We start from the raw sequence: 15,702 nt of genomic DNA on the forward strand, positions 1-15,702 counted from the left end.
ATGCTGACCCTGCATCGTGAATTGCGCATGCCACCGGCCCCGGTGAGAAGGATCAAGGGGCCGATGCGCATCGACGCGCACCAGCACTTCTGGCGCTATCGTTCCGAGGACTATCCCTGGATCGGTACCGGCATGGACCTGCTGGCGCAAGACCGCCTGCCCTACCAGTTCCAGCCCCTGCTGGAAGCGCAGGGCCTGCATGCGTCCATCACGGTGCAGGCCCGTCCGGGCCGCGAGGAAACCGGCTTCCTGCTGGAGATGGCGCGGCGGGATGCGCGCATCGCCGGCGTCATCGCCTGGGATGACATCGCCGCGCCGCAACTGGCCGAGCGCATGGAACAGTGGGGTCGCCAGAAGATGCTGGGCCTGCGTCACCCCATGCAGGAGGACGATGACGCCGCACAGTTGCTGGCCTGCCCGCGATTCAATGACGGCGTGCGCTGGTTGCAGGAGCGCGACTACGTGCTGGAGGTGCTCACCCATGAGCGCCACCTGCCGCAGTTGCGCCAGCTCTGCGCGCTGCATGACCAGCACTGGGTGGTCCTGAATCATCTCGGCAAGCCGGCCCTGAAGGAATTCCGCAAGGGCCGCGCCGCCTACGAACGCTGGCGCCAGCAATTGCGCGAACTGGCCGCCATGCCGCACGTGGTCTGCAAGATCTCCGGCCTGCTGACCGAAGCCGACTGGCTGCGCGGCCTGTGCACACGCGACTTCGATCACATCGTGCAATGCCTCGATACGGCGCTGGAGCTGTTCGGTCCGCAGCGCCTCATGTTCGGTTCGGACTGGCCGGTATGCCTGCTGGCCGCCTCCTATGCGCGGGTGGTGGCGGTGGTGCAGGAATGGGCCGCCCGTCGCCTTTCGCCTGCTGACCAGGACGCCTTGTGGGGCGAATCCTCGGCCCGGATTTATGGCCTGATGTCATAAGCTTCTTCCCGGATTCCTTTTCATTGCCAAGCGATTTTCACGGTGCGATATTGCGCCAGGGAACGCTTTGTCATGACAAGGTACGGGGAGACAAAAAATCAAACGCCTCAAACGCAACATGACCCTGCTGGTGGGCTCGCTGATGCTCATGGCAGTGGTCGTCACCAGTGTGGTGCTCTACCAGAGTTACAGGCAGGTAGAGCGCACCTCGATCAACCATGCCCTCAACGTGGCACGTATCGCGCAGCGCTCGATCTCGCGCAACATGGAACTGCTCTCGCTGGACCTGGACAGCGTGGCCTGGCGCTACCGGCATGCCCAACTGCACAGCATGCCGGTGCAGCAGCAGCTGGAATTCCTGCTGGGCGAAAAAGTGGAAGCCGGTTATATCGTCGCCCAAGGTATCGTCAATGCCGAGGGGACACTGGTGGTCGGTTCACCGATACTGGAACAGATCATGCCCGGCAGTTTTTCCGGACGCGATTTCTTCGATATGGCACGCCAGGATGCGGCGACTACGCTCTATATCTCGCCACCGCAGTCCGTCAGGCTGGAGCGGCGCGCCCAGGTGATCGTCCTGTCCAAGCGTCTGGTGCATGCCGATGGCAATTTTGCCGGGATCGTCTTCATGGTGCTCTACCTGGATTACTTCCGGCAGCTGTTCGAGGCCATGTCGCTGGAAAAGCATGCGGTCATGTCGCTCTACTCGGTGGACGGTGTGGCCTACATGCGGGTGCCCTATGACGATGCCTTCATCGGTTCCGTGCTGGAGAATGCCCCGCAGCTGCAAAAACTGCTGGCCTCGACCTCCCCCGCCGAAGGCAGCTATTTCACGCGTTCCCTGCAGGATGGCGTACAGCGTCTGTACTCCTACGTGCGCGTGCCGAAGACGCGCTGGGTAGTCTTCATCGGCCAGACCAAGCAGACGCTGTTCCGCGAGTGGATGCGCATGTTGTACGCGGTGCTGTTCCTGCTGGCCGTCTTCAGTACCGCCAGCGTCTATCTCATGAGCTTGCTGCGCGAGGAATTCTTTCGCCGTAGCAAGCTGGATCAGCAACTGGAAGAACAGGCCCGCACCGACAAGCTCACGACGCTGTTGAACCGCCGCGCCCTGGACGAGGGCCTGCAGGAAGCCTGGCACAAATGCCAGCGCAACCAGGCCGCACGCTTTGCGGTGCTGTTTGCGGATGTGGATTTCTTCAAGCTCTACAACGATACCTATGGCCACAAGGCCGGTGACTATGCCCTGGTGGCCGTGGCCCGCTGCATCAGGAGCGCGGTCTCGCGCCATTTCGACCGGGCAGGACGGTATGGCGGGGAGGAATTCGTGGTGCTGCTCGATGAAGCCGATGCCGAGGGCGCCCTGCACGTGGCCAGGACCATCATCGCCGCACTGCAGGCGCAGAAGATCCCGCATGAGCGCAGCCCCTGCGGCCGGCTCACCATCAGCATCGGCGTGGCCTGCCTGGAGCGGGGCGTCCATCGCAGCATCGAGGAAGTGGTCAAGGCAGCCGACCAGGCGCTCTACCAGGCCAAGCGGGACGGCCGCAACCGGGTGGTGCTGTACCAGGCGCCCACCGAAGTGGTGCCGGCCGCGTGGCAGCTCAGTTCAGCGAACAGTTGAGCCACTTGGCGATGCGCACGCCATCCAGGCGCGAGCCATTGGCCGTCCCGCTGCCCAGCATGGTGACAATCACCGGGCGGCGGTCGTGCACCAGCAGGCGCAGCACCATGTTGTGGCCGGACTCGTTGATGAAGCCGGTCTTCTGTACCGTGGCATTGACCTGGCCGTAGCGGATCAGACGGTTGGAATTGATGTACTGCAACTGCCCGCGACCGATGTTGATGATTTTCTGCTTGTCCAGTGAATCGTTGCGAATGAGCTGGTAGCGATTGGCCGCCTTGACCAGTTCAGCCAGCTCGCGCGGGGTCGAGACATTCTCCGGTGACAGGCCGGTGGCATTCTCGAAATGGGTATGGGTCATGCCCATCGCCTGGGCGCGCGCGTTCATGGCGGCGATGAAGGCCGGGCGGCCACCGGGATAGTCACGGCTCATGGCCGCAGCCGCACGGTTCTCCGAGGACATCAGCGCGATATGCAGCATGTCCGCACGCGACAGGCTGGCCCCCACGTTCAGGCGCGAATGGGTGAACTTCAGGTTGTCCAGGTCGTCTTCGGTCACCTCCAGGCGATTGGCCATGGGCAGCGACTTCTGGTCCAGCCAGACGATGGCCGTCATCAGCTTGGTTACCGAGGCGATGGGCGCGACCGTATCGGCGTTGCGCTCGAAGAGCGGCGTATTGGTCTGTTCATCCAGTACATACACCCCGCGCGAGAAGAGGTGGCGGCGCGAGGCTTCCGTGAAGCCGCAGCGCGACAACAGCTCGGGCTTGGTGTTGGTGGTGATGGCCGGGGTGGCGGCCGTGGCCGCAACAGCCGCCGTACCCGCTGCTGCGGCGGCCACTGCACGACCGCGACGGCGGCTGCGGGCCGGCGCGCGGGCCTTGGCGGGAGCGGCGGCCTTCTTGCGCACGCTGCGCTTGCGCCCCTTGACGCCGCTGCTGGCAGGCCGATGCTTGCCGGCCGTGGAGCCGGCGGCCTGGGCCTCGCTGATCTTGCCCGACAAGGCCGTCAGCGCCAGCAGCAGCACGCTGCACATGAGCAAACGGACCAGCACGCCGGCGCGGCGCAGGCCAGGCACAATCAGCTGAAAAAAGAGGAAATCATTACCGGAACGGGACTGCTGCGTGCAAAACATCGTCGAAAACCTTAGTCGGGGCGCTCATCCAAGACCGGTCATGATACGGAAACTTGGCTTTTGATGCAGCCCCCTTCAGCTGTGTATAACGACAAATGAACAATATGACAAACTGACAAGTCCCCCCCGCAGCCACAATTTGCTTCCCCGGCTGCAACCCGGCGGCGCATAATCTGTCCATTGCTGGCCGGGGCAGGCTGCTCCCGGCGCACTCCGTCCGACTGAATCAACGATTTCCTCATGTCCAATCTCATCGTACACGGCGGCCGCCCGCTGCGCGGCGACATCATCCCCTCCGCCAACAAGAATGCCGTCCTGCCCATTCTCTGTGCCACGCTCCTGACCGACCAGCCACTGCGCCTGATCGGCATTCCCGAGATCACCGACGTCAAGAAGATCCTGGAGATCTTCCGCGTGCTCGGCAGCCAGGTGCAGGTGGACTATGCCAGCGGCGTGCTGGAGCTGCATCACCGCGATACCCGTTTCGATCCCAAGCTGCACCATCTGCCGGAGGAGATGCGCTCGTCCATCATGCTGGTGCCGCCCTTGCTGGCGCGCTTCGGCGTGGCGCGGCTGGAAAACGACGTCAAGGGCTGCACTCTGGGCGTGCGCGAGATCGATCCGCACGTCGAGGTGTTCCAGCGCTTCGGGGCGCAGGTGGAGAGCAGCCCCGACTCGCTCATCATCCGCAGCGCCGGCCGCATGCAGGCCAATCATCACTGGCTGGACTATGCCTCGGTCACCACCACCGAGAACTTCGTGCTCTGCGCGGCTGCCGCCGACGGGGAATCGGTGCTCACCAATGCCGCCTCCGAGCCGCACGTGCAGGAGTTCTGCCGTTTCATGGCGATGATGGGCGTGCAGATCGATGGCATCGGCACCTCGCGCGTGAGCGTGCGCGGCAGCGGCCAGCCGCTGGGCGGTGGCGAGTTCCGCTTCGATGAGGATTTCCACGAGATCGCCACCTTCCTGGCCATGGGCGCCATCACCGGCGGCCAGGTGCGCGTGCGCAACAGCGCCCCGCAACAGTTCCCGCTGATCGACCGTACCTTCGCCAAGTTCGGCGTGGAAGTGGTGCATGAAAACGGCTGGTCGCACACGCGCCAGAACGGGCCGCTGAAGGTCGTCAAACCCTTCACCAGCAACATCCTGACCAAGGTGGAAGCCGCGCCCTGGCCCTATCTGCCGGTGGACCTGCTGCCCATCTTCATTGCACTGGGGGTCAAGGCCGAGGGCAACACCATGTTCTGGAACAAGATCTACGATGGCGCCATGGGCTGGAGCAGCGAGCTCTCCAAGTTCGGTGCCCACGTGTTCCTGGGCGACCCGCATCGCCTGATCACCTTCGGCGGCTTGCCGCTGTCACCGGCTTCGGTGGAGAGCCCCTACATCATCCGCGTGGCCATTGCCCTGTTCATGGTGGCCGCCAGCATCGAGGGCCGCTCGGAAATCCGCAACGCCCTGCCGATCCGGCGCGCTCATCCCAAGTTCGTGGAAAACCTGCGCTCGCTGGGCGCGGTGGTGGACTGGGTCGAAGAAGACTGATCCCGGCCACGGCCCACACCCGAACCGACATCGAAGGGGACGCCAGGCGTCCCCTTTTCGCAGGACAGGAGAAGGGCTTTTCATCCGGCAGATCCCCGTTCGCAGTGCACGGATTTTTCCCGCTGCGCAGTCACTCTTGCCGAGGACATCGGAAGCGATCATCGGCATCCTTCCGGTTACCCGTTTCTGCACGATTACCCTTTTGTTTTGCCGCATTTCCACGGGCCTTGTCAGGCTTTTGAAAGCTGCCAGAACAACTGCTTCTAGGCGGGAAATATCGAATTATTTCGATAGCTCTCTGCCAACTGCAGCCGCATAGTTTCCGCCGTTAATCTACGCCGTGGCGGAAGTACAGGTCATGCGAGGAGGATGCGGTCGAGCCACGAGAGAACAAGACAAGGCTGACCGCCCCCTGCAGAAACCCCTTCACCTACCACCATCGAGACAGGCTTCGCCCCACTGATCCGGGAGCAGAGCTTTGATCCGGACAGTCCTGTCTCAACCGCAATGAACGTCGCGCTGCCCTCCCCGGAGAGCGGCCTGGACTCGTGCGCCCTGCGGTTGGCGTAGTCGTGATCAACATGTGTGCCGGATGATGCGATCCGGTGCGCCTTCTACGACTGAGCAGACAAAATGAGCGTTACCGTATTGAACCTGACCGAAGCCAGCACCCTGCTGCGCACGATCAACAAGCGCGATATCAAGGATGTGCGCGCCATCGACAACGACCTGGCCCTGGTGATGGAGAACGGTCACAAGATCATCATCAGCCGTGGCGCCGTGACCGCCGTGAACTCACCGCAGCTGGTCCTGGAATTCGCCGACGGCGACGTCGCCCTGGGCGATGTCTTCGAGAAGCTGAACCACATTGAAGTCGCCAGCGATGCCACCGCTCCCCTCACGGCCAGTGAAGTCAAGCGCTATGGCATCAAGCGCGTGGTCAAGGCCAAGGACACCGCCAAAGACAAGGACGAAGAACAAGCCGAGGCCCGAGCGGAGGTCGACGACGGCAAGCCCGTGGCCACCCTGGCCAGTGATGGCGCGCTCAAGCAGCCGCTGGCGGCCAGCGAGGTGGCGCAGAAATCGGCCATCCCATCCTCTTCCCTCACCGAGGGCAGCAGCACCGAAGCCGCCGACAATGGCGGCGGCCTGTCCTTCTCCTGGCCGGCGGTCGCCGGTGGCCTGGGCCTGCTGGCAGCGGCAGCCGGTGGTGGCGGCGGCGGCGGTGGCGGCCAGTCGGGTGCGGCCGCAGTGCCCAAAGCGGGCACCACGCTCTCCGGTGCCACCGTCCTGGGTCCGCTCAACAATGCCACCATCACCGCCTACGACAGTCAGGGCAACGTGATCGGCAAGCCGGTGCCGGTGATCAATGGCCGCTATTCGCTGGTGCTGGACCAACCCGACTACAAGGGCCTGATCCTGCTGGCCGTGCGCGACAACACCCCGGGCGTGGCCGACAACTTCGCCGATGAAGCCATCGCCAGCAGCTATGCCAGAGTGATGGCCTATGTGCGCAATGCCGCCGGCACCGCCCCGCAAAGCGAGGATTACCTCAACATCGGCGTGCAGCTGCCGGCCGTCAATGCGCCCCAGGCGCTGCAACTGCTGAACAGCGTCATCCACGCCCAGCCCGATTCGGTCAAGATCAACACCATCGCCGGCCTGAACCGGCTGGCGCTGACGGTGGAGCAGCTCATGCAGCTGGCCGCCGTGAGCCCGCTGCCCGGCAGCACGCCACCGCATTACCCGGTGCCGGCCAGTGCGCTGAGCGTCATCGAGCTGCAATGGCTGGGGATCAGCGCGGTCAATGCCGACAACCTCCCCTTCCTGCTCAACAAGCTGCAAAGCACGCCCAATGACGGCAGCGCCCTGGTGTCGCTGAGTCAGTTGCAACAGCTGGCCGATGCCGCCGCCACTGCGCGCAACCGCATCCTCAGAGTGGCCCAGGACAACGGCAGCGAGACCCTCGGTGCCGTCGATCTGGAAGCGGTCGGTCTGAGCCTGCCGGTCATCCTCGCGGCCATCGCCGCCAGCCGCAGCGACGGCAGCGAGGTCAGCCGCCTGGGCAGCCTGCAGAGCCTGGCCACGCGGGCCGGTGCAGCACAGGAAAAGATCCGGCTCTACGCCGATGAAACCGGCCAGCCCGGCGCCCCGGCCCCCACGGCCGAGGACTACCGCGCCATCGGCCTGGTCAAGAGCGAGGCCGATGCCGGTGGCGTACGTGCCGCCCTGGTCACCGCCGAGCGCGTGGGGGCCATCAATGCCGCCCTGCATGGTCCCGGCATCAGTGCCGCCCAGGCCGATACCCCGGCCGAGATCAAGCGCGTCGTCGTGGCCTACAACGCCATCCTCGACAGCGCCAATGGCCACGCCGGCGACACCGGCGTGGCGCTCACCGCCCAGCAGTTCCGCGACATCGGCCTCAACATGGCCGGCGTGACCCGGCCCAGCGGCAGCGGCGAGGCCAAGGACGCAGCCGTGTTCTCGCTGTTCACCTCGCTCATCGACAGCGTGCAGGCCGCCGAGGTCGCCACTCCGGCCAGGCTCGAAGCCCTCGGCGCCAGCGTGACCAGGCTGATCGGCCTGGCCGGACAGCCGCGCAACCAGCCGGTCATGAACGCGCCCGCCATCAGCGAGTTCGATACCTTCGGCGTGCGCACCCTGAGCACGGAAGAACGCGATGCCTTCGTGGCCGTGCTGCAAACCAAGGGGGTTGCCGACTTCGACACCCTGGGCGAACTGCAGGCGCTGGCCACCAGCGTACGCGCCGCCTACGGACGTGTGCGCAGTTATGCCGACAACAATGGCGGCGCAGCCCCCACCCTGGCCGATTACCAGGACCTGGCCATCACCGGCATCAGCGACAATGCCGGCCACCGCGAGGCCGTCAGCTTCACCGTCAGCGGCGATGGCGACAAGCAGTTGCGGGTGCGGCAGACCGATGCGGCGGGCAATACCAGCACCAGCGCGGTACTGACCATGAGGCTTGACACCACCGCCCCGGTCAAGCCGGGCATGGCTTCGCTGGTCAGCGACAGCGGCGCCCTCGGCAATGACCTGCTCACCAACGACGGTCGCCTGCAGGCACCGGTCCCCAGCGAAGCCGGTCTGCGCTTTGAATACAGCATTGACAGCGGTCTCACCTGGAGCGACATCAGCCAGCCTGTCAAGGGCGTGAAGCAGGGTGGCAGCGATGGCCAGAAGAGCGTGCTCCTGCGCAGCCGCGATGCGGCCGGCAACGTCAGTGTGTCCAGCGATGTGTTCCGCTTCACCCTCGATACACAGGCACCGGACAAGCCGCTGGCCCCCAGGCTGGCGAGCGACACGGGCGACTCCAGCAGCGATGGCATCACCAGCAATGGCCAGATCGTGCCGAGCGGTCCGGTCGAGCCGACGGCGAGTTTCGAATACAGCGTCGACGGCAGTCAATGGCTCAGTCTGTCCACCCCCATCAAGGGCAGCAAGGACGGCGGCATGGACGGCCTCAAGAACGTGCGCCTGCGCATCAAGGACACCGCCGGCAACGTCAGCGAAACGCAACTGGATCTCGGCCGTATTCGCTGCCGAGGGCGCCACCATGTTCTCCCCGACTTCAATGGCAGTACGGATCGCGTGATCTTCGCCAACTTCTTCGAGAGCAGCCCGGCTCGGCCCAACGTCTTCTACGGCGATATCGGAGGGGTGACGGGCATCCTCTGGTTCCTGCCGGAGGACAAGCCCGGACTGACCGTGATCAGAAAGCAGCAGGCCGGGGCCACGCTCACGGGTGCGGAAGTCAAGGCCATCCTGGAAGCCATCAAGATCCGCAGCCTCAACCCGGAAAACGGCCTGGAACGCAGCATGGACATCACCCTGGTCAGTGCCACCTCGAGCGGAGCTGCATTGGGAGGCGCGACATCGCGCGCCACGCTGGTGCTCGATACCGCCGCCCCGGTGCTGGACCTGGACGCCAACACTCCCGGCATCCAGGCGCAGCGCAGCCAGTCCGTCACGCTGGACCAGGCCACCAGCGGCGTGCCGCTGATCAAGGGCGCGATGGCGGCGCCCGTTGCCAACGACATCGCCATGGTGCGCCTGACCCTGCCGGGCGGCAACGACGCCAGCAACGACAACCTGATCCTGGGCGGTACGCGCTTCACCACGCGCAGCAACATCGACTTCAGCGGCAGCCTGGGCGGGGTGAACGGGGTGGAACTGCATTACGTGGCCGGCACGCGCCTGGCCACCATCAGCCGCACCGGAGGGGGAGCGCTCGATGGCCTGCAGGTCAAGGCCATCCTGGAATCGCTCAGGTACAGCTTCGCGCCGCCGGCCGTGGGACGCGTCATCCCCATCGAAGTGGTGGACCGGGCCAACAACGTGGGTCGGGGCGAAGTGGTGCTGTCGCTGGACAACATCGTGCCGACCCAGCTGAGCACGACCTTGCTGCCGGGGTCGCAGAAAGCCTACGGGGTGGCGAAGATGGAAGATGTCTTCGGCAATGTCTTCTTCCCCACGACCAATCCGCACAACCTCTCCAGGACCGAAGGGGTCGCCGTGGCCCTGCCTCCGGGCTTTTCCAGTGCGGCCAGCTTCCTGGCGGCCATGCGCGGCATCTCGGCGGAATGGGGCGGTACCGCCATCGTGGGCAATGCCAACGCCAGCAATCCCAACCTGAAGAGCTACACGATGTTCAACCAGGCAGTGAACCCCGGACAGGAACTGGCCGTCATGCAGCAAGGCGGCGGCAGCGACGTACTGGGCAGCTGGCTCAGTTTCACCTTGCAGCGACAGGCCAACAAGAGCGCCGATGATATCTTCATCAACCACCGGGGCAGCTTCACCCTGGCCCACGAGGACCTGTACCGGGCCGAAGCCGCCCAGGACAAGAGCGGCACCGGCATCGACCTGGCCAATATCGGGCTGCTGTACCAGATCGACACCGGCAGGGCCAACAAGACCCCGACCATCCAGGTCGGCTACGACGGCAGCCGTGCCGCCGTGGGCGATGTGGTGGCGCTCTTCGAGGGCAATACCCTGCTGGCCCGCAAGGTCCTCACCAGTGCCGATGTCGGCGCCGGCAACAAGACCGTGGACCTGACGGTGACGCAGAGCCTGGCGCCGGGCGAGCATGACATCGTGGCGCGCTATACCGACACGGCGGGCAATACCGTGAGCGGACCGGCGCGACATGTCTCGGTGGCCGCTGGCGGTGATCCGGTTACGCTCACCGACCTGGCCGTACGCAGCAGCAACCAGGCGCCGGCGTCAGCGCAGGCACTCAATGCCTCGGAAAACCGCTATGCCGTCCTCAACGACCTCGATACCACCCAAGCCTCGGGCCATACCGCAGGCGGTCCGATATTCTCCGGCAAGGTCGGCGGCGCCAACGCCGGCGACCGTTACGTGGTGACCGTCTCGATGGATGGCAAGGTGCTGGCCTTCGACGAAGTGGCCGCAGGCGACTTCGCCATCAGGTTGCCGGCCGGTTCTCTGGCGCCGGGCCTGTACAGTGATCTCACGATCACGGCCTCGCGCGTGGGCGGCAGCGACCCCGGACAGACGACCGCGGTGCAGGGTCTGAAGCTGGGCTGGTACTGGGCGGCGCAATCGGCCGGGGATATCGCGGGCGGCAACGGCAATGACGACATCGCCCTTGGCGCTACCCGCCATGGTGCGGCGACCTTCGTGCAGACCGGCGCCGGTCAGGACAAGATCATCGTCGGCTCCTTCGGCCGCAACGATAACCTGTCCGCGACCGTGGGCGATTTCACGCTGGGCGTGGACAAGGTCGAGGTCTTCAACCAGACCCTTACCCTGGCCAACCTGTCCAGATTCGTGACGGCCTCGGCCGGTGCCAATGCCAACGACACGCGCCTGACGATCGATCTGGACGGGGCCGGACCGGGTACGCTGACCTATACGCTGATGCTGCAGAACGTGATGTACAACAGCGCCAATACGGCCAGCATCTTCGGCCTGTGAGGCGGGTCGGGGCGGGGTCGGGAATTTGACGGAAAGCTTCACCCGCCCTGAGCGGCAATCGTAATACCCCACGACAAAGGGCGGCCCCAGGCCGCCTTTTGTCATTTTCCTTCATGCGAGCCGAAACCCTCAGAACAACAGGATCAGCAGCAGGATGATGGGGATGGGAATCCCCAAGAGCCAGAGCAGAATGGCGCCCATGTCAGTCTCCTTTGAAAGTTGGGATGCGGATGTGTTTCCGGTCGCGCCGCTTCAGCGCAGCTCGGGCTCGGCGACGCGGTGAGCATGGAGCTCGTGATGCAGGACCGGTTCGCCGTAGAGTTCGTTGCGGTCACGCAGGCGACCGCCATAAGTGGCCAGCAGGCTGGCGACGAAGGCCCCGCACAGGAGCGCCAGGAACATCCACAGCGAGGCATAGGCCGCCGCCTTGCGGGCGGCATCGGCGGCTTCCTTGCCCTTGGCGGCAGCCTGCTCCAGGTTGCGCTGGTAGGCGGCGAAGGTATCGGCCACGCGCTTGTCGGCATCGGCTTGCGACAGGCCGGTATGGCGTGCCACCAGCTGGCCCAGGTAGCGCTTGTCGTTGTCCGCCAGTTGCTGGTTGGCCAGCGAATAGCCGAACACGCGGACCACTTCCATGCGCTGGGCCGAGCTCAGTTCACGGCCATCAGCGGGGGTCGGTGCGGCCAGCGGTGCAGCAGGTGCAGCAGGTGCAGCGCCAGCGTTGGGGGTAGCGGTCGTGTTGGTATCGGTGCGGAACATGGAGTCGATGAAATATCCCGAGGCGCGATCGGCCAGGTTGCCTGCCTGTTGCGCGCCGTCCGGGCCCATGGCCGCTGCGGTCGCGACAGTACCGGTCCCCAGCGCGCCACCGGCGGCACCCAGGGTCTTGGCACCGCCCGAGATCACGCTGCCCACGGCCGAACCCAGCAGGGCGGCGGTGGCCAGCGAGGCCACGGCCCAGGCCAGCAGGCCATGCGCGGTATCGCGGAAATAGACTTCACGGGTATGCAGACCCGCCCATTTCACGCGCAGGCGGCCCGCCAGGAAACCGCCGATGGCCGAGGCCGCGATCTGGGTAAAGAGCAGCCAGCCGGCGGTGGAGTAACCGATGGCCTTGGCCGAAATACCCTGGCCGGACCACGGCGAGATGGAGGAGAAGCCCAGGCCGAAGCCCAGCATCACCAGGATGAACGACAGCGCGGCGGCGGCGAAGGCGCCCGCCAGAATGGCGCCCCAGGAGACGCCGGAACCGTTGTTGTTGACGGCCTCGACACTGGCCGCTGGAAGGGAATGAATGCTGGAGGTGGTCATGAGTCTGCTCGCAATTCTCGGTGGATTCTGGATGGATTGATCTCTGCGGCGAGCGCAGGGCCGGGCGGCATTGCCACGGGAAGACTGTAGGGGCGCGGCGGCGGTGACGCCATCGGCGCAGTTCGGCAGGTGGCGTAGGAGAGCAGGCATACCGGTAGTCGGCATGCAGGAGAAGGACCATGCAGGCGTACCGGGATCGCCACGAAAAACTGCTCGGCATGGGCGCGCCGGGTCTTATAGAATGGGCGGCTCCCCGTGCGGCACAGCCGCTTGACTCTGCTACGGATCCCATGGCCACGACTCCCATCACCCACTTCCTGTTCGACCTCGACGGTACGCTCATGGACAGCGATGCCCTGCACCACGCTGCCTTCAACACCATCCTCTCGCGCTGGAACCGTTCGGTGGATCTCGATTACTACAAGACCCACATCATGGGTGCCTCCAATGCCATGATCTTCGGTCACCTGTTCCCCGGCATGCCGGCTTCGGAATATCAGCCGCTGGCCGAAGAGAAGGAACAACTCTTCCGTTCCCAGCTGGAGCGGCAGGTCGTCCCTACGGCCGGCATCGAGCGCCTGCTCGACCATATCGCCCGCATCGGCGCGCGCACGGCGGTGGTCACCAATGCACCGCGCGCCAATGCCGAGCTGATGCTCAACGCCACCGGCCTGGCCGGTCGTTTCGATACGCTGGTCATTGGCGATGAACTGGAACGTGCCAAGCCCGATCCGCTGCCCTACCTGACCGCGTTACGACTGCTGGGCGGAACACCGCAACAGGCGGTGGCCTTCGAGGATTCGAGTTCGGGTGTGAAAGCCGCCAGCAGCGCCGGGGTGTGGACCTTCGGCATGCTGGGCGGGCTGGATGAAGCGCGCCTGCGTGCCGCCGGCGCCCATGCGGTGATCCGCGACTTCAACGGCCAGCCGCTGTGGGACAAGCTCGGCGGCTGATCCCGCGCCCTCAGTCGGGACGCGCCGCCCCCACGTGATGATCCAGCAGGAACCACAACAGGGCCAGCAGCACGTAGATGGCGGTGGCGCTCAGGTGGGCTGCCAGCGAGAGCGCAATGGCGATGACGCCATCGCTGAAGGCTTCCAGCCGCGCCTTGTTCACAGCCCTGCCGCCTTGGCCGGCAGCGGCTGGCGGAATTCCCACACCACCAGCGCCACCAGGATCAGCACCGGCACCATCAGCCCGGCAAAGCCGATGGCGTGATAGGCGAAGGCGGCGGCGATGGCCCCTGCGCCGAAGGACAATACCGGCCACACGAACTTGATGCAGCGCTCGGTGGTCCCGGCATCGGCGGCACCGCGCAGCATGTCCACCACATCGATCACCACTTGGGTGACATTGCCGGTCATCAGCGAAGTCGGTGCCAGGTGCGCCAGCAGCAGGCGACTGATGGCGCTGTGCACGCCCATGGACGCCGTACCCAGCAGTCCGGCGGCCATCACCCAGCCTGCCGTGGGCGATTGCACCGGGGCAGCGGCGATACCGCAGAGCATGAATCCGGTCAGCAGCAGCAGTTGCAGCAGCAGCGACCAGCCCAGCGCCCGACCCGCGCGGCGCTGGATGGCGGCGATGTAGAGGCGCGCCACCGCCACCCCCAGGATGAAGGCCGGGAAGGCCAGGAACTTGAGCAGGATGGACATCTGCGCACTGTCGGCCAGGGCGGCACCGATGAGGATGAAGTTGCCCGTCACGTGGGCCGTGAACAGGCCGAACAGCGCGATGAAGCCCAGGGTATCGACATAGGCGGCGAGAAAGGCCAGTCCCGAGGACTGGAGTCGGTTGCGTTGTGCGGCTTGCATGGGGGATCTCGCTGTGATGAGGCGGGGAGCCAGGCCGCACACCTTAGCACCGCTGCGGCCGTGCGCCCATTATCCCTGTGGATAAGACAAGCCTGACCGGGACCGGATCCTTGCCTGACCGGCAACAAGATCGTCTGCCGGGATGCAGCAAAGGCATTTTCTACAAAAAACAGCACGTTTGTACAATCCAAGCCTGGCCGGAATGCCGATGATGCGAACTGAACAACGGCACGACATGGCCTGTGGCGCCCGCGGATGCGGGCGGGTCCGCGCACCTGTTCGGCCCAGGATTTTTGCAACCGGCAAGACGGATGGCACTATGGAAAGCACCGTATACGTCGTTGATGACGATGGCATGGTCAGGACCGCCCTGTTGAGACTGCTGGCCTCGGCCGGTCTGAAGGCACGCGGCTTTGCCTCGGCCGATGAATTCCTGCGGGAAACCCTGCCGGGCGCACCCTGCTGCCTGCTGCTGGACATGAAGATGCCGGGCTCGGACGGCTTCGAGGTGGTACGGCGTCTGGAACAGCGCGGTGATGCCATTCCGGTCATCTTCATCTCGGGCTACGGCACCATCCCCGTCACGGTACAGGCCATGAAGGCGGGCGCGCATGAATTCCTCACCAAGCCCATCGAAGACGAACGTCTGCTGGGTGCGGTGCAGGATGCCCTGACCATCGCCGGGCGCAACCTGCATCAACGGGTGGAGCAGGCCGCCAACACCTCGCGCCTGGAAAAGCTCACGCCGCGCGAACGCGAAGTGCTGGAACTGGCCATCGGCGGGCTGCTCAACAAGCAGATCGCCACCGAGCTGGGCATCAGTGAAATCACCGTCAAGGTCCACAAGCGTCGCGTGATGGACAAGATGCAGACCAGAACCCTGGCCGACCTGGTGCGCGCAGCGGAGCGCTTGCAGATTCAATCGGCGCGGCAGCGCTAACGCGGCAAGCGGGGGCTGTCCTTACCGGTCTACTCGTCCGTCCGGACACAACCGACCTGCACGGATGATGGGATTCGAAGGCATTCGAATCTATCCGACTTTTTGCCGCGCTCCTGTCCCTTTCCTTTATTCCCATCATTAATCTGTGCAGTTTTGACAGGGCTCGGGCAGTCTTCATCACTGCTCGCACATTCACGATGGGCAATCTCAAGAACGTCATTGGCGCAGGGGGTGAATACCTCTGCGGTATTGAACTGATGCGTCCGGTCCAGCCGTCGACCTCAATGCCACCTGGTTTTCTATCCGATGAAGTCGGCTGCCTGTTTGAAGCACTCCATTTCGGGGGCAAGGAACCGACCTATGACTAGAACCCATTTCATAAATAGGCGTGAGTGCGAGCGAGTCCCGTTTGGGATGAAGTGCAAGGCGCGAATTTGGGTCA

General features: G+C 64.7%; 10 protein-coding genes. 6 read left to right on the forward strand and 4 right to left on the reverse strand.

The genetic code is table 11. The annotated features are described in order from the left end of the window. Positions 1–927: an L-fucono-1,5-lactonase gene (locus HWE01_RS06420; RefSeq protein WP_008333243.1), complete on the forward strand. Its 927-nt coding sequence runs from the start codon at positions 1–3 to the stop codon at positions 925–927. Between the two features lie 118 nt (positions 928–1,045). Then, entirely contained in the window at positions 1,046–2,551 is a 1,506-nt protein-coding gene (locus tag HWE01_RS06425; RefSeq protein WP_241821341.1) for a GGDEF domain-containing protein, read from the forward strand. On the opposite strand, the gene HWE01_RS06430 is transcribed toward HWE01_RS06425, so the two are convergent. Further along, positions 2,532–3,686, reverse strand: a complete 1,155-nt coding sequence (locus tag HWE01_RS06430; RefSeq protein WP_241821342.1) for a serine hydrolase — start codon at positions 3,684–3,686, stop codon at positions 2,532–2,534. The two genes, HWE01_RS06425 and HWE01_RS06430, sit on opposite strands and share 20 nt — an antisense overlap. A gap of 240 nt (positions 3,687–3,926) precedes the next feature. Here HWE01_RS06430 and HWE01_RS06435 point away from each other — a divergent pair, with 240 nt between their 5' ends. Both HWE01_RS06435 and HWE01_RS06440 read left to right on the forward strand, forming a co-directional pair. Beyond that, entirely contained in the window at positions 3,927–5,231 is a 1,305-nt protein-coding gene (locus HWE01_RS06435) for a UDP-N-acetylglucosamine 1-carboxyvinyltransferase (protein ID WP_008333249.1), read from the forward strand. 633 nt (positions 5,232–5,864) lie between these two features. Then, entirely contained in the window at positions 5,865–11,195 is a 5,331-nt protein-coding gene (locus HWE01_RS06440) for a hypothetical protein (RefSeq protein WP_241821343.1), read from the forward strand. A 252-nt stretch (positions 11,196–11,447) separates the two neighbouring features. Here HWE01_RS06440 and HWE01_RS06445 read toward each other — a convergent pair whose 3' ends face one another. After that, positions 11,448–12,506: a hypothetical protein gene (locus tag HWE01_RS06445; protein ID WP_241821344.1), complete on the reverse strand. Its 1,059-nt coding sequence runs from the start codon at positions 12,504–12,506 to the stop codon at positions 11,448–11,450. A gap of 290 nt (positions 12,507–12,796) precedes the next feature. On the opposite strand from HWE01_RS06445, the gene HWE01_RS06450 reads away from it, so the two are divergent. Then, positions 12,797–13,459, forward strand: coding sequence for an HAD family hydrolase (locus HWE01_RS06450; protein ID WP_241821345.1), 663 nt, complete (start codon positions 12,797–12,799; stop codon positions 13,457–13,459). 10 nt (positions 13,460–13,469) lie between these two features. Here HWE01_RS06450 and HWE01_RS06455 read toward each other — a convergent pair whose 3' ends face one another. Both HWE01_RS06455 and HWE01_RS06460 read right to left on the reverse strand, forming a co-directional pair. Continuing rightward, positions 13,470–13,622 carry a DUF1211 domain-containing protein gene (locus HWE01_RS06455; RefSeq protein ID WP_241821346.1) on the reverse strand — a complete coding sequence of 51 codons (153 nt, stop codon included), beginning with the start codon at positions 13,620–13,622 and terminating at the stop codon, positions 13,470–13,472. Beyond that, positions 13,619–14,320, reverse strand: coding sequence for a YoaK family protein (locus tag HWE01_RS06460; protein WP_241821347.1), 702 nt, complete (start codon positions 14,318–14,320; stop codon positions 13,619–13,621). The genes HWE01_RS06455 and HWE01_RS06460 overlap by 4 nt, the downstream gene beginning before the upstream one ends. 319 nt (positions 14,321–14,639) lie before the next feature. Here HWE01_RS06460 and HWE01_RS06465 point away from each other — a divergent pair, with 319 nt between their 5' ends. Then, positions 14,640–15,260 carry a response regulator transcription factor gene (locus tag HWE01_RS06465; protein ID WP_241821348.1) on the forward strand — a complete coding sequence of 207 codons (621 nt, stop codon included), beginning with the start codon at positions 14,640–14,642 and terminating at the stop codon, positions 15,258–15,260. Positions 15,261–15,702 lie beyond the last annotated feature (442 nt).

The sequence above is a fragment of the Herbaspirillum sp. C7C8 genome (assembly GCF_022627875.1).
Classification (GTDB): Bacteria; Pseudomonadota; Gammaproteobacteria; order Burkholderiales; family Burkholderiaceae_D; genus Herbaspirillum.

Bases quoted from the DNA above. Each gene is read 5' to 3' on its own strand.
- HWE01_RS06450 (WP_241821345.1), top strand. From the start codon at position 12,797: ATGGCCACGACTCCCATCACCCACTTCCTGTTCGACCTCGACGGTACG.
- HWE01_RS06445 (WP_241821344.1), bottom strand. From the start codon at position 12,506: ATGACCACCTCCAGCATTCATTCCCTTCCAGCGGCCAGTGTCGAGGCC.
- HWE01_RS06425 (WP_241821341.1), top strand. From the start codon at position 1,046: ATGACCCTGCTGGTGGGCTCGCTGATGCTCATGGCAGTGGTCGTCACC.
- HWE01_RS06435 (WP_008333249.1), top strand. From the start codon at position 3,927: ATGTCCAATCTCATCGTACACGGCGGCCGCCCGCTGCGCGGCGACATC.
- HWE01_RS06440 (WP_241821343.1), top strand. From the start codon at position 5,865: ATGAGCGTTACCGTATTGAACCTGACCGAAGCCAGCACCCTGCTGCGC.
- HWE01_RS06465 (WP_241821348.1), top strand. From the start codon at position 14,640: ATGGAAAGCACCGTATACGTCGTTGATGACGATGGCATGGTCAGGACC.
- HWE01_RS06430 (WP_241821342.1), bottom strand. From the start codon at position 3,686: ATGTTTTGCACGCAGCAGTCCCGTTCCGGTAATGATTTCCTCTTTTTT.
- HWE01_RS06420 (WP_008333243.1), top strand. From the start codon at position 1: ATGCTGACCCTGCATCGTGAATTGCGCATGCCACCGGCCCCGGTGAGA.
- HWE01_RS06460 (WP_241821347.1), bottom strand. From the start codon at position 14,320: ATGCAAGCCGCACAACGCAACCGACTCCAGTCCTCGGGACTGGCCTTT.